General features: G+C 39.8%; 25 protein-coding genes. 24 read left to right on the forward strand and 1 reads right to left on the reverse strand.

All coding sequences use genetic code 11. The annotated features are described in order from the left end of the window. The first annotated feature begins 97 nt into the window (after positions 1-97). The 12 genes from NMM19_RS02745 to NMM19_RS02800 all read left to right on the forward strand — a co-directional run bounded on the left by NMM19_RS02745 (position 98) and on the right by NMM19_RS02800 (position 10,682). A complete protein-coding gene (locus NMM19_RS02745) occupies positions 98-1,189 on the forward strand; it encodes an AI-2E family transporter (RefSeq protein ID WP_178894887.1) in 1,092 nt (363 codons plus the stop codon). A gap of 207 nt (positions 1,190-1,396) precedes the next feature. After that, complete coding sequence (gene tuf, locus NMM19_RS02750; RefSeq protein ID WP_004253262.1) at positions 1,397-2,593, forward strand: elongation factor Tu; 1,197 nt, start codon at positions 1,397-1,399, stop codon at positions 2,591-2,593. 270 nt (positions 2,594-2,863) lie between these two features. Continuing rightward, positions 2,864-3,502 carry a dTMP kinase gene (gene tmk / locus NMM19_RS02755; RefSeq protein ID WP_254729838.1) on the forward strand — a complete coding sequence of 213 codons (639 nt, stop codon included), beginning with the start codon at positions 2,864-2,866 and terminating at the stop codon, positions 3,500-3,502. After that, on the forward strand, positions 3,499-4,383 hold the full coding sequence (locus NMM19_RS02760) for a DNA polymerase III subunit delta' (RefSeq protein WP_254729841.1): 885 nt from the start codon (positions 3,499-3,501) through the stop codon (positions 4,381-4,383). The genes tmk and NMM19_RS02760 overlap by 4 nt, the downstream gene beginning before the upstream one ends. Before the next feature lie 35 nt (positions 4,384-4,418). Next, entirely contained in the window at positions 4,419-4,736 is a 318-nt protein-coding gene (yabA, locus tag NMM19_RS02765; RefSeq protein WP_004253267.1) for a DNA replication initiation control protein YabA, read from the forward strand. Between the two features lie 2 nt (positions 4,737-4,738). After that, positions 4,739-5,617: a 16S rRNA (cytidine(1402)-2'-O)-methyltransferase gene (gene rsmI, locus NMM19_RS02770; protein WP_254729844.1), complete on the forward strand. Its 879-nt coding sequence runs from the start codon at positions 4,739-4,741 to the stop codon at positions 5,615-5,617. Positions 5,618-5,750: 133 nt separating this feature from the next. Continuing rightward, on the forward strand, positions 5,751-7,085 hold the full coding sequence (gene trmFO, locus NMM19_RS02775; RefSeq protein WP_254729847.1) for a methylenetetrahydrofolate--tRNA-(uracil(54)-C(5))-methyltransferase (FADH(2)-oxidizing) TrmFO: 1,335 nt from the start codon (positions 5,751-5,753) through the stop codon (positions 7,083-7,085). An 83-nt stretch (positions 7,086-7,168) separates the two neighbouring features. Then, positions 7,169-7,906: a UMP kinase gene (gene pyrH, locus NMM19_RS02780; protein WP_004253279.1), complete on the forward strand. Its 738-nt coding sequence runs from the start codon at positions 7,169-7,171 to the stop codon at positions 7,904-7,906. Positions 7,907-7,914: 8 nt separating this feature from the next. Next, positions 7,915-8,472: a ribosome recycling factor gene (gene frr, locus NMM19_RS02785; protein ID WP_006152642.1), complete on the forward strand. Its 558-nt coding sequence runs from the start codon at positions 7,915-7,917 to the stop codon at positions 8,470-8,472. Between the two features lie 60 nt (positions 8,473-8,532). Then, positions 8,533-9,387: an RNA-binding virulence regulatory protein CvfB gene (cvfB, locus tag NMM19_RS02790; protein ID WP_254729850.1), complete on the forward strand. Its 855-nt coding sequence runs from the start codon at positions 8,533-8,535 to the stop codon at positions 9,385-9,387. Between the two features lie 8 nt (positions 9,388-9,395). After that, complete coding sequence (locus NMM19_RS02795; protein WP_001232087.1) at positions 9,396-9,611, forward strand: YozE family protein; 216 nt, start codon at positions 9,396-9,398, stop codon at positions 9,609-9,611. An 84-nt stretch (positions 9,612-9,695) separates the two neighbouring features. After that, complete coding sequence (locus NMM19_RS02800; RefSeq protein WP_036752940.1) at positions 9,696-10,682, forward strand: PhoH family protein; 987 nt, start codon at positions 9,696-9,698, stop codon at positions 10,680-10,682. A gap of 50 nt (positions 10,683-10,732) precedes the next feature. Here the strand turns inward: NMM19_RS02800 and ald are convergent, their stop codons facing one another. Further along, positions 10,733-11,845: an alanine dehydrogenase gene (ald, locus tag NMM19_RS02805; RefSeq protein ID WP_254729853.1), complete on the reverse strand. Its 1,113-nt coding sequence runs from the start codon at positions 11,843-11,845 to the stop codon at positions 10,733-10,735. A 176-nt stretch (positions 11,846-12,021) separates the two neighbouring features. Between ald and NMM19_RS02810 the strand changes: the two genes are divergently transcribed. The 12 genes from NMM19_RS02810 (at position 12,022) to atpD (ending at position 23,357) form a co-directional block, all read left to right on the forward strand. Next, positions 12,022-12,591 carry a GNAT family N-acetyltransferase gene (locus NMM19_RS02810; protein WP_254729856.1) on the forward strand — a complete coding sequence of 190 codons (570 nt, stop codon included), beginning with the start codon at positions 12,022-12,024 and terminating at the stop codon, positions 12,589-12,591. A 65-nt stretch (positions 12,592-12,656) separates the two neighbouring features. After that, entirely contained in the window at positions 12,657-13,298 is a 642-nt protein-coding gene (locus tag NMM19_RS02815) for a helix-hairpin-helix domain-containing protein (protein ID WP_254729859.1), read from the forward strand. Further along, on the forward strand, positions 13,282-15,492 hold the full coding sequence (locus NMM19_RS02820) for a ComEC/Rec2 family competence protein (protein WP_254729861.1): 2,211 nt from the start codon (positions 13,282-13,284) through the stop codon (positions 15,490-15,492). Before NMM19_RS02815 ends, NMM19_RS02820 begins: the two co-directional genes overlap by 17 nt. Before the next feature lie 122 nt (positions 15,493-15,614). After that, positions 15,615-16,901, forward strand: coding sequence for a U32 family peptidase (locus NMM19_RS02825; protein WP_070461022.1), 1,287 nt, complete (start codon positions 15,615-15,617; stop codon positions 16,899-16,901). Between the two features lie 13 nt (positions 16,902-16,914). Continuing rightward, a complete protein-coding gene (locus NMM19_RS02830; RefSeq protein WP_049495748.1) occupies positions 16,915-17,226 on the forward strand; it encodes a CHY zinc finger protein in 312 nt (103 codons plus the stop codon). Positions 17,227-17,456: 230 nt separating this feature from the next. Continuing rightward, positions 17,457-17,657 carry a F0F1 ATP synthase subunit C gene (locus tag NMM19_RS02835; RefSeq protein WP_001054551.1) on the forward strand — a complete coding sequence of 67 codons (201 nt, stop codon included), beginning with the start codon at positions 17,457-17,459 and terminating at the stop codon, positions 17,655-17,657. 32 nt (positions 17,658-17,689) lie between these two features. Continuing rightward, positions 17,690-18,406 (forward strand): F0F1 ATP synthase subunit A, encoded by a 717-nt coding sequence (atpB, locus tag NMM19_RS02840; protein WP_049495745.1) that lies wholly within the window; start codon positions 17,690-17,692, stop codon positions 18,404-18,406. 18 nt (positions 18,407-18,424) lie between these two features. Beyond that, a complete protein-coding gene (gene atpF, locus NMM19_RS02845; RefSeq protein ID WP_254729863.1) occupies positions 18,425-18,919 on the forward strand; it encodes a F0F1 ATP synthase subunit B in 495 nt (164 codons plus the stop codon). Beyond that, positions 18,919-19,455 carry a F0F1 ATP synthase subunit delta gene (locus NMM19_RS02850; RefSeq protein WP_254729864.1) on the forward strand — a complete coding sequence of 179 codons (537 nt, stop codon included), beginning with the start codon at positions 18,919-18,921 and terminating at the stop codon, positions 19,453-19,455. The genes atpF and NMM19_RS02850 overlap by 1 nt, the downstream gene beginning before the upstream one ends. Positions 19,456-19,469: 14 nt before the next feature. Beyond that, a complete protein-coding gene (atpA, locus tag NMM19_RS02855) occupies positions 19,470-20,975 on the forward strand; it encodes a F0F1 ATP synthase subunit alpha (protein ID WP_254729866.1) in 1,506 nt (501 codons plus the stop codon). A 15-nt stretch (positions 20,976-20,990) separates the two neighbouring features. Then, positions 20,991-21,869, forward strand: a complete 879-nt coding sequence (locus tag NMM19_RS02860) for a F0F1 ATP synthase subunit gamma (RefSeq protein WP_178894906.1) — start codon at positions 20,991-20,993, stop codon at positions 21,867-21,869. An 81-nt stretch (positions 21,870-21,950) separates the two neighbouring features. Beyond that, positions 21,951-23,357: a F0F1 ATP synthase subunit beta gene (atpD, locus tag NMM19_RS02865; protein ID WP_036757320.1), complete on the forward strand. Its 1,407-nt coding sequence runs from the start codon at positions 21,951-21,953 to the stop codon at positions 23,355-23,357. Positions 23,358-23,361 lie beyond the last annotated feature (4 nt).

Raw genomic sequence — 23,361 nt, forward strand, 5'->3', positions numbered from 1 at the left:
TATTCTATCATAAAGACAAAAAATATTCTTGTTTTTATAATGTAGGTTATCAATCTTTTTCGAAATATGGTAAAATAGGAAAAAGAGGAGGTGGCTTATGTTTCGGAGAAATAAATTATTCTTCTGGACCACTGAGATATTATTAATAACCCTTATTTTCTACCTATGGAGAGAAATGGGTGCTATTATTACACCATTTGTAAGTGTCATAAATACAATCATGATTCCCTTCTTATTAGGAGGATTTCTGTATTACCTAACCAACCCAATTGTTATCTTTTTAGAGAAAGAGTGTAAAATCAACCGAATTATCGGGATTTTGTTGACACTTTTTGTTCTCTTTGGTTCTCTGGTGATAGGTGTAGTATATCTCTTACCGATTTTGATTAATCAGTTGAGTAGTTTGATCAATTCTAGCCAAGGTATTTATGGTCGACTCCAAGATTTAGTAATAGAATTATCAAAATATCCTGCTTTCCAAGAGCTAGATATTCAACAAACAATCCGACAATTAAATCTTTCTTACATCGATATTTTACAGAATATCTTAAATAGTGTAACAAACAGTGTTGGAAGTGTTCTTTCAGCTTTGGTTAGCACTGTTTTAATTATTATTATGACACCGGTTTTCTTGATTTATTTCCTTTTAGATGGTCATAAATTCTTACCGATGCTAGAAAGAACTATTTTAAAACGAGACAAACTCAATATATCTGGTTTGATAACAAACTTGAATGCAACTATTTCCCGTTACATAAGTGGAGTATCCATTGATGCATTTATTATTGGGTGTTTGGCCTTTATCGGTTATAGTGTGATTGGCTTGAAATATGCATTAGTCTTTGCTATTTTCTCTGGTTTAGCCAATTTGATTCCTTATGTTGGACCGAGTATTGGATTAATCCCGATGATTATTTCAAATCTGTTTACGGATCCACAAAAGATGATAATAGCAGTTATCTATATGCTGATTATCCAACAAGTAGATGGGAATATCCTATACCCTCGAATTGTGGGTGGTGTCATGAAGGTTCATCCGATTACAATTCTCGTCCTGTTATTGTTATCAAGTAATATCTATGGTGTCGTTGGTATGATTGTTGCCGTTCCTACCTACTCGATTCTCAAAGAAATATCCAAATTCCTAGTTCGACTTTATGAAAAACATAAAGAAGTACAAGAAAAATAAAGATTTTCAAAAAGAAACAGATTCATCTGTTTCTTTTTTTATCTTTTATCAATAAATCGAGTACCGAGAAGAAGAATAAGAATAATTCACAAAATCTTTGTAAAACACTTGCAATTTAGCTAAAATTTGATAAAATAGTAAGGAAAGTTAGACTGTATTGCCTACTGTCTATCTATAAAATATATTTTATTGGAGGCTTTTACTCAAATGGCAAAAGAAAAATACGATCGTAGTAAACCACACGTTAACATTGGTACTATCGGACACGTTGACCACGGTAAAACTACCCTAACTGCAGCTATCACAACTGTTTTGGCACGTCGCTTGCCTTCAGCAGTTAACCAACCTAAAGACTATGCGTCTATCGATGCTGCTCCAGAAGAACGCGAACGCGGTATCACTATCAACACTGCGCACGTTGAGTACGAAACTGAAAAACGTCACTACGCTCACATCGACGCTCCAGGACACGCGGACTACGTTAAAAACATGATCACTGGTGCCGCTCAAATGGACGGAGCTATCCTTGTAGTAGCTTCAACTGACGGACCAATGCCACAAACTCGTGAGCACATCCTTCTTTCACGTCAGGTTGGTGTTAAACACCTTATCGTCTTCATGAACAAGATCGACTTGGTTGACGACGAAGAATTGCTTGAATTGGTTGAAATGGAAATCCGTGACCTTCTTTCAGAATACGACTTCCCAGGTGACGATCTTCCAGTTATCCAAGGTTCAGCTCTTAAAGCTCTTGAAGGTGACTCTAAATACGAAGACATCATCATGGAATTGATGAACACTGTTGATGAGTACATTCCAGAACCAGAACGTGACACTGATAAACCATTGCTTCTTCCAGTCGAAGACGTATTCTCAATCACTGGACGTGGTACAGTTGCTTCAGGACGTATCGACCGTGGTACTGTTCGTGTCAACGACGAAATCGAAATCGTTGGTATCAAAGAAGAAACTTCAAAAGCAGTTGTTACTGGTGTTGAAATGTTCCGTAAACAACTTGACGAAGGTCTTGCAGGAGATAACGTAGGTGTCCTTCTTCGTGGTGTTCAACGTGACGAAATCGAACGTGGACAAGTTATCGCTAAACCAGGTTCAATCAACCCACACACTAAATTCAAAGGTGAAGTTTACATCCTTACTAAAGAAGAAGGTGGACGTCACACTCCATTCTTCAACAACTACCGCCCACAATTCTACTTCCGTACTACTGACGTTACAGGTTCAATCGAACTTCCAGCAGGTACTGAAATGGTAATGCCAGGTGATAACGTGACAATCGACGTTGAGTTGATCCACCCAATCGCCGTAGAACAAGGTACTACATTCTCTATCCGTGAGGGTGGACGTACTGTTGGTTCAGGTATGGTTACAGAAATCGAAGCTTAATTCGATTTAGTTCCCAGAAGAACAATTATTTAAGTCAGACATTAAAAGAATCTTGCTATGCAAGGTTCTTTTTTTCTAGCTATACAAAGACAAAATAAGACAGTATGGTAGTTGATTACGAATATAGAAACTTAATTAAATAATTTTCTACTTTATTAACGAATGTATATCCTAGTTTTTCAGAATAAATTTTTATTAGGTTAAAAAGCTTTTCACAAATGCCTCTTTTTTTGATAAAATAGAAGGAAGAAAAAAAGAAATGAGTTCGTCATGTCAAAAGGATTTTTAGTCTCTCTAGAGGGGCCAGAGGGAGCTGGTAAAACGAGTGTGCTTGAAGCTATACTTCCAGTGTTAGAAGAGAAAAATATAGAGGTTTTAACAACACGTGAACCAGGCGGCGTATTGATTGGTGAGAAGATTCGAGAAGTTATTTTAGATCCTAGTCATACTCAAATGGATGCCAAGACAGAGCTTCTACTCTATATTGCTAGTCGTAGACAACACCTAGTGGAAAAGGTCTTACCAGCACTTGCAGCAGGGAAACTGGTCATCGTGGATCGTTTTATTGATAGTTCCGTTGCTTATCAAGGTTTTGGACGTGGTTTAGATATTGAAGCTATTGATTGGCTCAATCAATTTGCGACAGATGGTCTCAAGCCGGATTTGACACTTTATTTTGATATTGAAGTAGAAAAGGGGCTTGAAAGAATCGCGGCAAACAGCGATCGCGAAGTCAATCGTTTAGATTTGGAAGGTTTAGACCTGCACAGAAAAGTTCGTCAAGGCTATCTTTCTCTTCTTGAGAAAGAAGGTGAGCGTATTGTTAAAATCGATGCGAGTTTACCACTAAATCAAGTGGTTGAAAATACTAAACAAGTTTTATTTGACAGAATGGGGCTGACAGAATGAATCAAGAGCAATTAAGAGCTTGTCAACCCCAGCAATTTGACCGTTTTGTTCACATCTTAGAACAAAGACAGCTGAATCATGCCTTTCTCTTTTCAGGCTATTTCGGAAGCATGGATATGGCCTTATTTCTGTCTAAGAGTTTGTTCTGTACAGAAAAGCAAGGTGTCTTACCTTGCGAGTCTTGCCGAAATTGTAAGTTGATTGATCAGGAAGAATTTCCTGATGTCACCATTATTCGTCCGATGAATCAAATCATTAAAACGGAACGAATCCGAGAATTAGTTGGCCAGTTTTCTCAATCAGGAATCGAAAATCAACGTCAGGTTTTTATTATTGAACAAGCAGAAAAAATGCATGCCAATGCCGCCAATTCACTACTAAAGGTCATTGAAGAACCGCAAAGTGAAATCTATATTTTCTTTTTAACCAATGATCAAGAGCAGATGTTACCAACTATCCGAAGTCGGACTCAAATTTTCCAATTTAAGAAGCAAGTCGAAAGCCTTAGGAATCAACTTGAACAAGCAGGATTGGTCAAAAATAAAGCAAGGCTTTTAGCTGAGTTTAGTCAATCGCAAACAGAAGCCGAAAAGCTGACAAATCAAACAAGTTTTTGGACTCTACTTGAAGAAAGTGAACGATTCTATAGCTGGTTGGAGTCTGGGAAAAAGGAATCTTATTTACAGGTTGCAAAATTAGCTAGCTTAGCAGATGACAAAGAAAAACAAGACCAAGTCTTTAGAATTTTAGAAGTTTTAGCAGGCCAAGAGATTCAAAAAAATGCAGCACGTACAATATTGCAAAACCTTCTCGAAGCCAGAAAAATGTGGAAAGCAAATGTGTCTTTCCAGAATTCTTTGGAATACCTAGTTTTACAATAAAATGAACATGAAAACAGAAAAAGAAAGGGCTGTTCATGAACAAGAAAGAATTATTTGATGCCTTAGATGATTTTTCTCAACAGTTGTTGGCAACCTTGGCAGATGTCGAAGCCATCAAAAAAAATCTCAAGAGTGTTGTAGAAGAGAATACAGCTCTTCGTTTAGAGAACGATAAACTGAGAGAGCGCTTGAGTGAGGAGGAAGAAACAGCTCCAACTAAGACCAAGCATGTTAGAGAAAACGTGAGCCGAATCTATGACGACGGTTTTCATGTGTGTCGCGACTTTTATGGCCAACGTCGTGAACAAGATGCAGAATGTATGTTTTGTGATGAATTGTTGTTTAGGGAGTAAGCATGCAGATTCAAAAAAGTTTTAAAGGGCAGTCACCATATGGTAAGTTATATCTTGTTGCAACGCCGATTGGGAATCTAGAAGATATGACCTTTCGTGCTATTCAGACTTTGAAAGAAGTTGATTGGATTGCTGCCGAGGATACTCGTAATACTGGTCTATTGCTGAAGCATTTCGATATTTCAACCAAACAAATTAGTTTTCATGAGCACAATGCCAAGGAAAAGATTCCTGATTTGATTGGTTTGTTGAAACAAGGTCAAAATATCGCTCAGGTATCGGATGCTGGTCTACCTAGCATTTCTGACCCAGGTCATGATTTAGTCAAGGCGGCAATTGAAGAAGATATAGCAGTTGTCACAGTTCCAGGTGCTAGCGCAGGAATTTCTGCCTTGATTGCCAGTGGTTTAGCTCCACAACCCCACATTTTTTATGGATTCTTACCTCGAAAATCGGGACAACAAAAGCAGTTTTTCGAATCAAAAAAAGATTATCCTGAGACTCAGATTTTCTATGAATCTCCACATCGTGTGGCTGATACCCTAGAAAATATGTTAGAGATCTACGGTGATCGTTCAGTTGTCTTAGTTCGAGAATTGACTAAGATTTTTGAAGAATATCAACGGGGGAAAATCTCAGAGTTATTGGAAAGTATCTCTGAAACTCCACTTAAGGGGGAGTGTCTTCTGATTGTAGAAGGTGCTAGTCTAGAAGTTGAAGATAAGGATGAAGAAGATTTATTCTCTGAGATACAAAATCGTATCCAAGAAGGTGTTAAGAAAAATCAAGCCATTAAGGAAGTTGCTAAAATTTATCAGTGGAACAAAAGCCAGCTCTACGCTGCTTATCATGAATGGGAAGAAAATCAATCGGATGACTAAACAGGGAAGTTTGCCTTCTTCCCTTTTTTTGTTATACTAGTAAAAGAAAATTTAGAAAGATTTGTGGGTGTCAAATAGTCCAGTAGCTTGTTTGGATATGGACTGATGTTCCACCCAAAGAGGTATTAGTGTCGTGTCTCAATCTTATATCAATGTTATCGGTGCGGGTTTAGCAGGTTCTGAAGCAGCCTACCAAATCGCAGAGCGTGGTATTCCAGTTAAACTCTATGAAATGCGTGGTGTCAAATCAACACCTCAGCATAAAACAGATAATTTTGCAGAATTAGTGTGTTCCAACTCATTACGAGGGGATGCTCTTACAAATGCTGTCGGGCTCCTCAAGGAAGAAATGCGTCGTCTTGGTTCTGTGATTTTAGAATCAGCAGAAGCTACCCGTGTTCCTGCAGGTGGAGCGCTTGCGGTTGATCGTGACGGTTTTTCTCAAATGGTTACTGAAAAAATTGCCAATCACCCTTTAATTGAAGTGGTTCGTGACGAAATCACAGAATTGCCAACAGATGCTATTACAGTTGTAGCGACTGGTCCTTTAACTAGCGATGCCCTGGCTGAGAAAATTCATGCCCTTAATGACGGCGATGGCTTCTATTTCTACGACGCGGCAGCGCCTATTATCGACGTCAACACCATTGATATGAGCAAGGTCTATCTCAAGTCTCGGTATGACAAGGGAGAAGCAGCCTACCTCAATGCTCCGATGACCAAGCAAGAGTTTATGGATTTCCATGAAGCTTTGGTCAATGCAGAAGAAGCACCCCTTAATTCTTTTGAAAAAGAAAAGTACTTTGAAGGGTGTATGCCAATTGAAGTTATGGCCAAACGTGGTATCAAAACTATGCTCTATGGCCCTATGAAACCAGTTGGTCTAGAATATCCAGAAGACTATAAAGGGCCTCGTGATGGGGAGTTTAAGACACCTTACGCTGTGGTACAGCTTCGCCAAGACAATGCGGCTGGAAGTCTTTACAATATTGTTGGTTTTCAAACTCACCTCAAATGGGGAGAGCAGAAGCGTGTCTTCCAAATGATTCCAGGTCTTGAAAATGCTGAATTTGTTCGCTATGGCGTCATGCATCGTAATTCCTATATGGATTCGCCAAATCTTCTTGAACAGACATACCGTTCTAAGAAACAGCCAAATCTCTTTTTTGCTGGTCAGATGACAGGTGTAGAGGGCTACGTTGAGTCGGCTGCTTCAGGATTGGTTGCTGGAATAAATGCTGCTCGTCTTTTTAAAGGAGAAAGCGAGGCTATTTTCCCAGAGACAACAGCTATCGGAAGTTTAGCTCATTATATCACTCATGCTGATAGCAAGCATTTCCAACCAATGAATGTCAACTTTGGGATTATCAAGGAGTTAGAAGGTGAGCGTATTCGTGATAAGAAGGCTCGTTATGAGAAAATTGCAGAACGCGCCTTGTCTGATTTAGAGAAATTTTTATCTGTCTAATTTTTTTGAAAGAATTGCTCATGATACTATAAAAATCCTTGAAATTGTGATAAAATAGGTAGGATGAAAAAAGGAGAGAGAAAATGGTAGAACCTAAGTATAAACGTATCTTAATCAAGCTATCTGGTGAAGCCCTTGCTGGCGAACGTGGTGTCGGTATTGATATCAAAACCGTCCAAAGTATGGCCCAAGAAATCAAGGAAGTTCACGAGCTAGGAATTGAAATCGCCTTGGTTATCGGTGGTGGAAACCTTTGGCGTGGAGAACCTGCAGCAGAAGCTGGTATGGATCGCGTTCAAGCGGATTACACTGGAATGCTTGGGACAGTTATGAATGCTCTTGTGATGGCAGATTCGTTGCAACAAGCTGGTGTTGATACTCGTGTACAAACAGCTATTGCCATGCAACAAGTAGCAGAGCCTTATATTCGTGGACGTGCCCTTCGCCACCTTGAAAAAGGACGTATCGTTATCTTTGGCGCGGGAATTGGTTCACCTTACTTCTCTACAGATACAACAGCGGCTCTTCGTGCAGCCGAGATTGAAGCAGACGCTATTTTGATGGCTAAGAATGGTGTAGACGGTGTCTACAATGCGGATCCTAAGAAAGATAAAACGGCTGTTAAATTTGAAGAATTGACTCACCGTGATGTCATTAATAAAGGTCTTCGTATCATGGACTCAACGGCTTCAACACTTTCAATGGATAATGACATCGACTTGGTAGTCTTTAATATGAACCAACCTGGCAATATCAAACGTGTTGTATTTGGTGAAAATATCGGAACAACTGTTTCAAACAATATCGAAGAAAAGGAATAAGAAAAATTATGGCTAACGCAATTGTAGAAAAAGCTAAAGAGAGAATGACTCAATCTCACCACTCACTTGCTCGTGAATTTGGTGGTATCCGTGCAGGTCGTGCTAACGCTAGCTTGCTTGACCGTATTACTGTTGAATATTATGGTGTCGAAACACCTCTTAACCAAATCGCTTCTATCACAATTCCTGAAGCGCGTGTCTTGTTGGTAACACCATTTGATAAATCTTCATTGAAGGATATCGAGCGTGCTTTGAACGCTTCAGATCTTGGTATTACACCAGCTAACGATGGTTCTGTTATTCGCTTGGTAATCCCAGCTCTTACAGAAGAAACTCGTCGCGACCTCGCTAAAGAGGTGAAAAAAGTTGGTGAAAATGCTAAAGTAGCGATCCGTAATATTCGTCGTGACGCTATGGATGAAGCTAAAAAACAAGAAAAAGCTAAAGAAATCACTGAAGATGAATTGAAGACTCTTGAAAAAGATATTCAAAAAGCGACAGACGATGCTGTTAAACACATCGACGACATGACTGCCAATAAAGAAAAAGAAATCTTGGAAGTCTAAGAAATAAACAGAAAAACTCAGTTGGCATTGCTGGCTGAGTTTTATTCGAAAGAAGGAAACATGAATACAAATCTTGCAAGTTTTATCGTTGGACTCATCATCGATGAAAATGACCGTTTTTACTTTGTACAAAAGGATGGTCAAACCTATGCTCTTGCTAAAGAAGAAGGTCAGCATACAGTTGGTGATACGGTCAAAGGTTTCGCCTACACGGATATGAAGCAAAAACTTCGCTTGACTAGCCTAGAAGTGACTGCGACTCAGGATCAATTTGGTTGGGGAACGGTAACAGAGGTTCGTAAGGATTTGGGTGTTTTTGTTGATACAGGGCTTCCTGACAAGGAAATCGTTGTGTCACTTGATATCCTACCTGAACTGAAAGAGCTTTGGCCTAAGAAGGGCGATAAACTTTATGTTCGTCTAGAAGTAGACAAGAAAGACCGTATCTGGGGAGTTTTGGCTTATCAGGAAGACTTCCAACGTTTGGCACGTCCAGCATACAACAACATGCAAAATCAGAACTGGCCTGCAATCGTTTATCGTCTTAAGTTATCAGGAACTTTTGTCTATCTACCAGAAAACAACATGCTTGGATTTATCCACCCAAGTGAGCGCTATGCAGAGCCACGTTTGGGGCAAGTGTTAGATGTGCGTGTCATTGGTTTCCGTGAAGTTGACCGAACTCTTAATCTATCGCTAAAACCTCGCTCTTTTGAGATGTTAGAAAACGATGCACAAATGATTCTGACATACTTGGAAAGTAATGGTGGATTTATGACCTTAAATGACAAATCATCACCAGATGACATCAAGGCTACCTTTGGTATTTCTAAAGGTCAATTTAAAAAAGCGCTTGGTGGTTTAATGAAAGCTGGAAAGATTAAACAAGACCAGTTTGGTACTGAGTTAATTTAGGGAGGCTTATGCGAAAATCATTTTATACTTGGCTTATGACAGAGCGTAATCCTAAAAGTAATAGTCCCAAAGCAATTTTAGCGGATCTTGCCTTTGAGGAGTCAGCCTTCCCAAAACATACGGATGATTTCGATCAGGTGAGTCGATTTTTAGAAGAACATGCTAGTTTTTCCTTTAATATGGGAGACTTCGATCGTATCTGGCAAGAATATTTAGAACATTAAAGATACCATAGGTGTTAGGGATAGCAATTTCTAAATGCCTTTGCTATAATAAAAAGAAATTAAAGAGTTAGAGAGGTTCTTTATTTGAAGGAACATTCAATAGACATTCAGTTAAGTCATCCAGATGACCTATTTCATCTTTTTGGTTCCAATGAACGCCATCTTCGCTTGATGGAGGATGAGTTAGATGTTATCATCCATGCTCGTACAGAGATTGTACAAGTCTTGGGAGAGGAGTCTTCTTGTGAAGAAGCACGACAAGTAATTCAAGCCTTGATGGTCTTGGTCAATCGTGGCATGACAGTAGGAACTCCGGATGTGGTGACTGCCATCAATATGGTTAGAAACAATGAAATCGATAAGTTTGTTGCCCTCTATGAAGAAGAGATTATCAAAGACAATACTGGTAAGCCGATACGTGTAAAGACACTGGGTCAAAAACTTTATGTAGATAGTGTTAAGAACCATGATGTTACCTTTGGGATTGGGCCAGCGGGGACAGGAAAAACTTTCCTAGCAGTGACCTTGGCTGTTACAGCCCTCAAACGTGGCCAAGTAAAGCGTATTATCTTGACTCGTCCAGCAGTAGAAGCTGGGGAAAGCTTGGGATTTCTACCTGGTGATTTGAAAGAAAAGGTAGATCCTTATCTTCGACCAGTCTATGATGCTTTATATCAGATCTTAGGGAAAGACCAAACAACTCGTCTCATGGAGCGAGAAATTATTGAGATTGCGCCTTTGGCCTACATGCGTGGACGTACCTTGGATGATGCCTTTGTCATTTTGGATGAAGCTCAAAATACAACTATCATGCAGATGAAGATGTTCTTGACACGTCTTGGATTCAATTCAAAAATGATTGTCAATGGCGATATTAGCCAGATAGACCTGCCGCGTAATGTTAAATCAGGTTTGATTGATGCCCAAGAAAAACTTAAGAACATTCACCAGATCGACTTTGTACACTTCTCAGCCAAGGATGTGGTTCGCCATCCAGTTGTTGCTCAGATTATCAGAGCCTATGAACCTCGACCTGTCAAAGCTGAAGAAAATCAAGAAGAAACAGAATAAAGAAAAAGAGCAGTTGAAAAACTGCTCTTAATTTTTTTTTGAATTTCTTATTAGACAAGTTCACTGATAGGTGTGAAGTCACGTTCTAAACCTTCAGCAACTGGTTGACTTGTGAGTTGACCTTGGTAAGTTGTTACACCTTCAAGCAAGCCTGCGTCTTCAAGGATTGCTTTCTTAAATCCTTTTCCTGCCAAGGCTTCGATATAAGGAAGGGTCACATTTGTAAGGGCGATAGTAGAAGTACGTGCAACTGCTCCAGGAATGTTAGCAACTGCATAGTGGAGAACACCGTGTTTTTCATAGACAGGCTCATCATGGGTTGTCACACGGTCTGCTGTTGCAATAACACCACCTTGGTCTACTGCAACGTCTACGATGACAGAACCAGGACGCATTTGTTGAACCATGTCATCTGTCACTAATTTTGGAGCTTTGGCACCAGGAATCAATACTGCACCGATAACAACGTCTGCTTCACGCACACTTGCTTCGATATTAAATGGGTTAGACATGAGTGTTTGGATTTGGTGACCAAAGACATCTTCAAGTTCAGAGAGACGTTTAGCACTGATATCAAGAATAGTTACTTGAGCTCCTAGACCAAGAGCGATACGTGCTGCGTGTGTACCAACGACACCACCACCGATAATGGTTACTTTTCCTTTTGGTACACCTGGGACACCACCTAAAAGAACTCCAGAACCTCCAGCTTGTTTCGTCAAGAAGTGAGCTCCGATTTGGACAGCCATACGACCTGCAACCTCACTCATTGGAACCAGTAGAGGAAGTTGACCTTCAGTATTGCGTACAGTTTCATAAGCAACACCTGTTGTTTTCGCTGCTAACATAGCATCTGCCAATTCAGGAGCGGCAGCCATGTGCAAGTATGTAAATAGAAGTAAATCCTCACGCAAGAACTGGTACTCACTAGCTAAGGGTTCCTTGACTTTAACAACTAACTCTGCAGCCCAGGCTTCAGCAGCAGTTGCGACAATCTCAGCTCCTTGATTTTCATAGTCAGCATCAGCGAAACCAGATCCAAGTCCCGCATTTGTTTCAATGATGACACGGTGACCACGACCAACAAGACTCTGTACACCAGCAGGTGTCAAAGCAACACGATTTTCATTGTTTTTAATTTCCTTTGGAATTCCAATTAACATAGAGATTAGCTCCTTATTTAACATCTAGGTTCTTATACGAAATCATCACAGGAAGAACCCAGTCTTTTCTTGTGATGTTCTTATTTTATATAAAACCGCTATAAATTGCAAGAAAAACTTGTAAACTTATTTCTTTTATGTTATTCTTTTACCAACCTATTTTAGGAGGTACAATCATGGAATCACTATTTATCAAACTAGCGAAGTATCCAATTATCGAAACAGAACGTTTAGTACTTAGACCAGTAACACTTGATGATGCAGAAGCCATGTTTGAGTATGCTTCAAATCAGGAAAATACACGCTACACTTTCCCGACCAATCAAAGTTTAGAGGAAACCAAGAATAATATTGCCCAGTTTTATCTAGCCAATCCATTGGGTCGATGGGGAATTGAACTAAAAAGTACTGGAGAGTTTATCGGAACCATTGACCTGCACAAGATGGATACTGTTCTTAAGAAGGCAACCATTGGTTATATTATCAATCAAAAATATTGGAACCGAGGATTTACGACAGAAGCCAATCGTGCTGTAATTGAACTGGCTTTTGAAAAGATAGGAATGAATAAGTTAGATGCTTTTTATGATAAGGATAATCCTGCATCAGGAAAGGTTATGGAGAAATCAGGCATGAGCTTTTCTCACGAAGAACCATATGCTAGAATGGATAAAAATGAAACTGGAAGAATCGTAACAGATGTCCATTATGTCTTAACCAAGGAAGATTATTTTGCAAATAAGTAAGCAGTTGAAAAGATTTTTCGACTGTTTTTTCTTTCTCTTACGAATAAGTTAAGAGAGGAGAAAATATGGAAGTATTTATCGAGAAAATAAAAGAATATAAAATCATCGTCATCTGTGTTAGTTTGGGTTTGATCCTGGGTGGATTTTTCCTCTTAAAACCAGTCCCTCAAACACCTGCTAAAGAAAGTAATTTGCAGACAGAATTTACAACTGTTTCAAAGGATTCGACGGATGAAAAGGAGGATGGGAATCAGAAGGAAGAAGTGGTAGAGCAAGATTTAATTACTGTCGATGTCAAAGGGGCTGTTAAATCACCTGGGATCTATGATTTGCCAGTAGGAAGTCGGATTAACGATGCTGTCCAAAAAGCTGGGGGATTGACAGATAATGCCGATAGTAAGTCTATCAATCTTGCCCAGAGAATTAGTGACGAAGCACTTGTCTATGTTCCGACTAAGGAAGAAGCTACTAGTCAAGAGGCGCAGTCAAATGCTTCCAACACCAAAGAAAATAAGAAAGTCAACCTTAATAAAGCCAGTTTAGAGGAGCTGAAACAAGTCAAGGGCTTGGGAGCCAAACGTGCTCAGGATATCATCGACCATCGTGAGTCCAACGGTAAGTTTAAGTCAGTTGATGAGCTCAAAAAGGTTTCTGGTATTGGTGCAAAAACGATAGAAAAGTTAAAAGAATATGTTACAGTGGATTAGTCGCTTTCCAATTCCAAAAATCTATCTCAGTTTTCTTTTGCTATGGCTCTACTATGCAATTTTTTCAGCAAGCTTTTTAGCACTTTTGGGCTTTGTCTTTTTACTCGTCTGCCTCTTTTTCCAATTTCCATGGAAGACTGTGGTCAAGGTTCTCTTTGTTTGTGGTCTTTTTGGAAGCTGGTTTATATTTCAAAAATGGCAACAAGAAGAAACGAGTCAACATCTTGTTGACTCCGTTAATACGGTACGAATCTTGCCTGATACTATCAAGGTCAATGGAGATAGTTTATCCTTTCGTGGGAAGGCTGATGGTAGACTCTTTCAGGTCTATTATAAATTCCAGTCAGAGGTTGAAAAGGAAAGGTTTAAAGAGTTATCTGAACTGCATGAGATAGTAGTAAAAGGAAAGCTAGCTATTCCTCAAGAAGCAAATAATTTTGCTGGATTTGACTATCGAAACTATCTCAAAACACAGGGGATTTATCAGACCTTAACTATATCGGAAATTGTCGAATTGAAGAAAACATCCAGCTGGGATATAGGAGAAAATCTATCCAGCTTGCGGAGAAAAGCAGTTGTCTGGATAAAAAGGAAATTTCCTGACCCCATGCGTAATTATATGACAGGTCTTTTATTAGGGCACTTGGACACAGATTTTGAGGAAATGAATGAACTCTATTCCAGTCTAGGGATTATTCACCTTTTTGCTTTGTCAGGGATGCAGGTTGGTTTCTTCATGAATGCTTTTAAAAAGTCACTCTTACGATTGGGTTTGACGCAAGAGAAGTTCAAATGGCTTGCCTATCCCTTTTCTTTGATCTATGCAGGTTTGACAGGGTTCTCAGCTTCTGTTATTAGAAGTCTGTTACAAAAACTTTTGGCTCAACATGGTTTCAAGGGGCTGGATAATTTTGCTTTGACAGTCCTTGTCTTGTTTATCGTGATGCCGAATTTCTTCCTAACTGCTGGTGGAGTGCTCTCCTGTGCCTATGCCTTTATCCTGACCATGACTGGTGAAAAAGTAGCAGGGATAAAAGGTCTGGTTAGAGAAAGCTTTATTATTTCCTTAGGAATTCTGCCGATTTTATCATTCTATTTTTCTGAATTTCAACCTTGGTCCATACTCTTAACCTTTGTCTTTTCTTTTTTATTTGATATGGTCTTGCTACCACTTTTATCAATACTCTTCTGTCTGTCATGGATATATCCTATTACCCAGTTTAACTTTCTCTTTGAATGGCTAGAGAACATCATACGCTATGTTTCTCAGCTATCTACTAGACCCTTTGTTTTTGGTCAACCGAATCTCTGGGTTTTGGTATGTCTATTAGTCTCTTTAGCGCTAATTTATGATTATCGTAAAAATTTGAAGAAAGCACCTTTGCTTATCCTATTTATCGTTTCCCTTTTCTTAGTAAGCAAACATCCCCTGGAAAATGAAATCACAGTTCTAGACATGGAGCAGGGACGTAGCATTTTCCTAAGAGACATGACAGGAAAGACCATACTACTGGATGTCGGTGAAAAGTTAGCAGTTGAGAAAAAAGAAGCTTGGCAGGAGAAGGTCATAACGAGCAATGCCAAACGTAGTCTAATCCCTTATCTAAAAAGTAGAGGAGTCGCAAAGATTGATCAGCTTGTTTTAACGGATAGTGAACCTAAGCAACTAGACCATCTACTAGAAATTAGTAAAACCTTCAATCTTGGAGAGATTCTAGTAACTGAAGAAACTCTATCTAAAAGAGAATTTATGGATAAATTAGAGGAAAGTAACTTGAAAGTACGTCCTATTAAAACAGGAGAGCAGTTATTTATTTTTGGGAGTAGTTTAGAAGTAATCGAAAATCAAAACAGTGATAGTAAAGCCTCAATAGCAATGTATGGAAAGCTACTAAATCAAACTTTTCTAGTCACTGGAAATATAGAGGAGAAGTTCTTGAACAAGTCTTATCCAAAAATCCAAGCAGATGTAGTGCTAACTCATCAGCAAGCATCGAAGAAAAAGACAGATGTCGAAGTCTTCGAAATATTTCATCCTAAAATCACTGTCGTTTCTGTAGACAAGAAGAAAAAATTTAAAGAAAAAAATGGGGAGAACAACCATGAATTTGGGAATTCGATTTACAAAACGGATCAAAAGGGGGCTATTCGTTTTAAAGGTTGGGGTGCTTGGCAAATAGAAACAGTTCGCTGAGCTTAGCTTTTCAAGAAAATTAAAATTGTCTAAACAATCAATCAAAACTTGATTTTAGAACCTTTTTGCTATAAAATGGTAAAGATTAGTGTCAAACTTTTATATTGCAAATAGGAGAAAACATGACAAAAACTTTGAAACGTCCTGAGGTTCTATCACCTGCAGGAACACTTGAAAAACTAAAAGTAGCTGTTCAATATGGAGCAGATGCTGTCTTTATCGGTGGTCAGGCCTATGGTCTTCGTAGCCGTGCAGGGAACTTTACTTTCGAACAAATGGAAGAAGGAGTACAGTTCGCGGCTAAGTATGGAGCTAAGGTATATGTGGCTGCTAATATGGTCATGCACGAAGGAAACGAAGAAGGGGCCGGCGAATGGTTCCGTAAATTACGTGATATTGGGATTGCAGCGGTTATCGTATCAGATCCAGCCTTGATCATGATTGCAGCAACAGAAGCACCAGGGCTTGAAATCCACCTTTCAACACAAGCAAGTGCGACTAACTACGAAACCCTAGAATTCTGGAAAGAACTTGGCTTGACTCGTGTCGTTTTGGCGCGTGAGGTTTCTATGGAAGAATTGGCAGAGATTCGCAAACGTACCGATGTTGAGATTGAAGCCTTCGTTCATGGAGCTATGTGTATCTCATACTCTGGTCGTTGTACTCTTTCTAACCATATGAGCATGCGTGACGCCAACCGTGGTGGATGTTCACAATCTTGTCGTTGGAAATATGACCTTTACGATATGCCGTTCGGTAAGGAACGTAAGAGTCTCAAGGGAGAAATTCCTGAAGAATTCTCTATGTCTGCGGTTGATATGTCTATGATTGACCATATCCCAGATATGATTGAAAATGGTGTGGACAGTCTTAAGATTGAGGGCCGTATGAAGTCTATCCACTATGTTTCAACAGTAACAAACTGCTACAAGGCTGCTGTTGATGCCTATCTTGAGAGCCCTGAAAAGTTTGAAGCTATTAAGCAAGACTTGATTGATGAAATGTGGAAGGTTGCCCAACGTGAATTGGCTACAGGTTTCTACTATGGGACACCATCTGAAAATGAACAACTGTTCGGCGCTCGTCGAAAGATCCCAGAATACAAGTTTGTTGCTGAAGTAGTAGCATATGATGCTGCAACTCAAACAGCAACTATTCGTCAACGTAATGTTATCAACGAAGGTGACCAAGTTGAATTCTACGGTCCAGGTTTCCGTCATTTTGAGACTTATATAGAAGACCTTCACGATGCTAAAGGAAATAAAATCGATCGTGCACCAAATCCAATGGAACTTTTGACTATCAAGGTTCCTCAACCTGTTCAAGCTGGTGACATGGTACGTGCTTTGAAAGAAGGTCTCATCAATCTCTATAAAGAAGATGGGACAAGCGTCACAGTTCGTGCCTAGATAAGGAAAAAGAATGGTTCAAGCTCAGGGCTTACTAGTAGATCATGAAAGCAGATGTGTTCATTACCATAGTGATAAGGATATTGTAGCACTTCAGTGCTATGAGTGTCAGAAATACTATGCCTGTTATCAGTGTCATAATGAACTGGAGTCGCACATATTTTCTCCCTATCCTTTAAATCTGAAAGAGGATAGACCTGTCTTATGTGGATCCTGTGGGAAAACACTAACGTATGAGGAGTATACAGAGACGGGCACTTGTCCATTTTGTAATGCTGCATTTAATCCAGCTTGTCAAAATCATTACTCAATTTATTTCAGATAAGAACTGACAAATCCGAGTTGTAAAACTCGTTTTTTTTATTTTCAGAAAACAAGGAAAGGTAGCGAAAGTGGTATGAAAAGACAATAAAATTTTCTATATAATTGTCTTGAAAATCGTAAAATTAGAAATAAATGATTCGAAACGCTTTCATTACTAGTAAAAAGTTGACAAAAGCAAATTTTAGGACTAAACTAGGGAGGTAAATTTAATTTAAAAAAGGAGAATTCGTCATGAATTTAACATTTTTCGGTCTATGTCTTGCCTGTATGGGTGTATCTCTTGCAGAAGGATTTTTGATGAACGGTTTGTTCAAATCTGCAGCACGCCAACCAGATATCATCCCTCAATTGCGTAGTTTGATGATCATGGGGATTGCCTTTATCGAAGGAACATTCTTTGTAACCCTAGCGATGTCATTTGTCATTAAATAGACAACTCTATTTAGAAATGGAGGTGTCAAACCATGGAAGAAAGTTTGAATCCAACCGTTAATATTGGACCAATATCCTTTGATTTGACCCTGCTTGCCATGTCTCTTGTAACTGTTTTGATGGTTTTTGCCTTTGTCTACTGGGCAAGTCGAAAAATGACCATCCGTCCAAAGGGCAAACAAAATGCTCTTGAGATGATTTATGACTTTGTGATTGGTTTTACCAAACCAAACATTGGAGAATCATACATCAAGGACTATTCCTTGTTTCTGTTTTCTCTATTTCTGTTTATCTTGGTAGCCAACAATATTGGCTTAATGGCAAAAGTACAAACAACAAACGGTTATAACTTGTGGACTTCCCCAACAGCTAACCTTGGATACGATTTATCCCTCTCATTATTGATCACTTTGATCGCTCATGTAGAAGGAGTTCGTCGTAGAGGCGTTAAAGAATATTTGAAAGCATTTGTTACACCTGGCTTTATGACTCCGATGAACATTTTAGAAGAGTTCACCAATTTTGCTTCCTTGGCGATTCGGATCTACGGAAATATTTTTGCCGGTGAGGTCTTAGCTGGATTGCTATTGGCCTTGTCACAAAATGCTTTGTATTGGTATCCTTTTGCCTTTATCGCAAACATGTTATGGACAGCCTTTTCAATTTTCATTTCATGTATTCAGGCTTATGTATTTACCATGTTGTCATCAATGTACATTGGTAAAAAAATAAACGAAGGGGAAGAGTAAGTAGAGGAGGATTAGAAGATGGATTTAACTATTAGTACCATTATCGGTGACTTTATTCTTATCGCTGGTTCCTTCCTTTTATTGATCTTTTTAGTGAAGAAATATGCTTGGGGAAATATTTCCAGCATCTTAGATGAACGTGCTGAAAAGATTTCTTCAGATATTGATGGTGCCGAGGGAGCCCGTAAAAAGGCTGAGGAACTAGCTAGCAAACGTGAAGCTGAGTTAGCAGGTAGCCGTACCGAAGCTAAAACGATTATCGAGAATGCAAAGGGAACTGCTGAGAAAAGTAGAGCCGATATTTTAGCCGAAGCTAAACTTGAAGCAGGGCGCTTAAAAGAAAAAGCCAACCAAGAAATTGCTCAAAATAAAGCTGAGGCTTTACAAAGTGTTAAGGGAGATGTGGCAGACTTGACAATCAGTCTAGCTGAGAAAATTCTCTCTAAAAACCTTGACAGTCAGGCCCATAAAGAACTCATTGATCAGTATATCGATCAGCTAGGAGAAGCTTAATGGACAAAAAGACTCTAAAGGTAATTGAAAAATACAGCATGCCTTTTGTCCAATTGGTGATTGAAAAAGGAGAAGAAGACTCTATTTTTTCAGACTTGTCTCAAATCAAGCAAGTAGCTGAAGAAACAGGCTTACCTTCTTTTTTAGCTCAGGTGGCAGTAGATGAGTCGGATAAAGAAAAAACGGTTCGTTTTTTCCAGGACTCTGTGTCACCTTTAGTGCAAAACTTTATCGAGGTTCTACTTTACAATCACAGATCAAACCTGTTTTATGATGTGATTGTAGATTGCTTGAATCGTCTTGAAAAAGAAACCAATCGTTTTGAAGTGACTATTTTGTCTGCACATCCTTTGACTGGTGAACAGAAAGAACGACTAATTCCTCTCATCGAGAAAAAGATGTCTCTAAAAGTTCGTAGCATTAAGGAAAAAATTGACGATAGTTTAATCGGTGGTTTTGTTATTTTTGCCAATTACAAGACAATTGATGTGAGTATTAAACAACAACTTAAAGTTGTTAAGGAAAATTTGAAATAGAAAGTGGTGTTCTTTTGGCAATTAACGCACAAGAAATCAGCGCTTTAATTAAGCAACAAATTGAAAATTTCAAACCCAATTTTGATGTGACTGAAACAGGTGTTGTAACCTATATCGGTGACGGGATTGCCCGTGCTCATGGTCTTGAAAATGCCATGAGCGGTGAGCTGTTGATTTTTGAAAATGGCTCTTATGGTATGGCGCAAAACTTGGAATCAACAGATGTCGGTATTATCATCCTTGGGGACTTTACAGATATCCGTGAAGGCGATACAATTCGTCGTACGGGTAAAATCATGGAAGTTCCAGTTGGTGATAGCTTGATTGGGCGTGTTGTCGATCCCCTAGGTCGTCCAGTGGATGGTTTGGGTCCAATCAACACAGATAAGACTCGTCCTGTTGAAGCACCAGCTCCTGGTGTCATGCAACGTAAGTCTGTCTCAGAACCATTGCAAACAGGTTTGAAAGCTATTGACGCCCTTGTTCCAATCGGTCGTGGGCAACGTGAGTTGATCATTGGTGACCGTCAAACAGGGAAGACAACTATCGCTATTGACGCTATCTTGAACCAAAAAGGTCAAGATATGATTTGTATCTATGTAGCGATTGGACAAAAAGAATCAACAGTTCGTACACAAGTAGAAACACTTCGTCAGTACGGTGCCTTGGATTACACAATCGTTGTGACAGCCTCCGCTTCACAACCTTCTCCATTGCTATTCCTTGCTCCTTATGCAGGGGTTGCTATGGCAGAAGAGTTCATGTACCAAGGGAAGCATGTGTTGATTGTTTATGATGACCTATCTAAACAAGCGGTAGCTTATCGTGAACTTTCTCTCTTGCTCCGTCGTCCACCAGGTCGTGAGGCCTTCCCAGGGGATGTCTTCTACCTTCACAGCCGTCTACTTGAGCGTTCTGCAAAAGTATCTGATGAGCTTGGCGGTGGATCTATCACGGCTCTTCCATTTATCGAGACCCAAGCAGGAGATATCTCAGCCTATATCGCGACAAACGTAATCTCTATTACTGATGGACAAATCTTCCTAAGTGATAGTCTCTTTAATGCGGGTATTCGTCCAGCTATTGATGCGGGTTCTTCTGTATCTCGTGTTGGTGGTTCAGCTCAGATTAAAGCCATGAAGAAGGTTGCTGGTACTCTTCGTATCGACCTTGCTTCATACCGAGAGTTGGAAGCCTTCACTAAGTTTGGTTCAGACTTGGATGCTGCTACTCAGGCTAAATTGAACCGTGGTCGTCGTACTGTAGAAGTATTGAAACAACCAGTTCATAAACCACTACCTGTTGAGAAACAAGTGACCATTCTGTATGCCTTAACTCATGGATTCTTGGATACTATATCAGTTGATGATATTGTTCGTTTTGAGGAAGAATTCCATGTCTTCTTTGATGCGCAACATCCAGAGATTTTGGAAACTATTCGTGAAACAAAAGACTTGCCAGAAGAAGCAGTCTTGGATGCTGCGATTACTGAGTTTCTCAACCAATCCAGCTTCCAATAAGAATAGAGGTGTCAGATGGCAGTATCTCTAAATGATATTAAAACAAAAATCGCCTCAACGAAAAATACTAGTCAAATTACTAACGCCATGCAGATGGTTTCTGCAGCCAAGTTAGGTCGTTCTGAAGAAGCTGCACGCAACTTCCAGATTTATGCTCAAAAAGTCCGTAAACTCCTTACAGACATCCTTCACGGAGATGGTGCTGGCGGATCAACAAATCCAATGTTGATTAGTCGCCCTGTCAAAAAAACAGGCTATATCGTCATTACATCTGACCGAGGTCTTGTTGGAGGCTATAACTCTTCAATCTTGAAGGCAGTCATGGAACTTCAACAAGAATACCATCCTTCAGGTGATGATTTCGAAGTCATCTGTATCGGTGGTATGGGAGCAGACTTCTTTAAAGCTCGTGGTATTCAGCCAATTTATGAATTGCGTGGTCTAGCCAGTCAACCAAGCTTCGATGAAGTTCATAAGATTATTTCAAAAACCATTGAAATGTATCAAAATGAACTTTTCGATGAGCTCTATGTTTGTTACAACCACCACGTGAATACACTGACAAGTCAAATGCGTGTGGAGCAGATGCTTCCAATTGTCGACTTGGACCCAAATGAAGCAGATGATAACTACAGCTTGACATTTGAGCTTGAAACAAGTCGTGAAGAAATCTTGGATCAACTATTGCCACAGTTTGCAGAAAGTATGATTTACGGTGCCATAATTGATGCCAAGACAGCTGAAAATGCGGCAGGGATGACGGCTATGCAAACAGCTACAGATAATGCTAAAAAAGTTATCAATGATTTGACTATCCAGTATAACCGTGCCAGACAGGCGGCGATTACACAAGAAATTACAGAAATCGTAGCAGGAGCTAGTGCTTTAGAATAAAGCAATATTGCTCAGAGAAATGAACTTAGGACCTAGTCATACTAGGAACCGATAGTATCTTATACAGAATAGGAGAAGTAGATGAGTTCAGGTAAAATTGCTCAGGTTATCGGTCCCGTTGTAGACGTCATGTTTGCAGCAGGTGAGAAACTACCAGAGATTAATAATGCACTTGTCGTCTACAAAAATGACGAAAGAAAAACAAAAATCGTCCTTGAAGTAGCCTTGGAATTGGGAGATGGTATGATTCGTACCATCGCTATGGAATCAACTGATGGCTTGACCCGTGGTTTGGAAGTATTGGACACAGGCCGTCCAATCTCAGTACCAGTTGGGAAAGAAACTCTAGGACGTGTCTTCAACGTTTTGGGAGATACCATTGACTTGGAAGCTCCTTTTGGTGAAGATGCAGAGCGTCAGCCAATTCATAAAAAAGCACCAACTTTTGATGAATTGTCTACCTCTTCAGAAATTCTAGAAACTGGGATAAAGGTTATCGACCTTCTTGCCCCTTACCTTAAAGGTGGTAAGGTCGGACTCTTCGGTGGTGCCGGAGTTGGTAAGACCGTATTGATCCAAGAATTGATTCACAACATTGCCCAAGAACACGGTGGGATCTCAGTATTTACTGGTGTTGGGGAACGTACTCGTGAAGGGAATGACCTTTACTGGGAAATGAAAGAATCAGGCGTTATCGAAAAAACAGCCATGGTATTTGGTCAGATGAATGAGCCACCAGGAGCGCGTATGCGTGTTGCTCTTACTGGTTTGACAATCGCTGAATACTTCCGTGATGTAGAAGGTCAAGACGTTCTTCTCTTCATTGACAACATTTTCCGTTTCACACAAGCTGGTTCAGAAGTATCTGCCCTTTTGGGTCGTATGCCTTCAGCCGTTGGTTATCAACCAACCCTCGCAACAGAAATGGGTCAATTGCAAGAACGTATCACTTCAACTAAGAAGGGGTCTGTAACCTCTATCCAGGCTATCTATGTGCCAGCGGATGACTATACTGACCCAGCGCCAGCAACAGCTTTTGCTCACTTGGACTCAACAACTAACTTGGAACGTAAATTGGTTCAATTGGGGATTTACCCAGCCGTTGACCCACTTGCTTCAAGCTCACGTGCCTTGGCACCTGAAATTGTTGGAGAAGAGCACTATGCAGTAGCTGCTGAAGTGAAACGTGTGCTTCAACGTTATCATGAGTTGCAAGATATCATCGCCATCCTTGGTATGGATGAGCTTTCTGACGAAGAAAAGACTTTGGTTGCTCGTGCACGCCGTATTCAGTTCTTCTTGTCACAAAACTTCAACGTTGCAGAACAGTTTACTGGTCAACCAGGATCTTATGTTCCAGTAGCTGAAACTGTTCGTGGCTTCAAGGAAATTCTTGACGGTAAATACGATCATTTGCCAGAAGATGCCTTCCGTGGAGTAGGTTCAATCGAAGATGTTATTGCTAAGGCTGAAAAAATGGGATTTTAAGAGG

Source organism: Streptococcus sp. CF8_St5-17, from assembly GCF_024295665.1.
In the GTDB taxonomy this organism is placed as follows: Bacteria; Bacillota; Bacilli; order Lactobacillales; family Streptococcaceae; genus Streptococcus.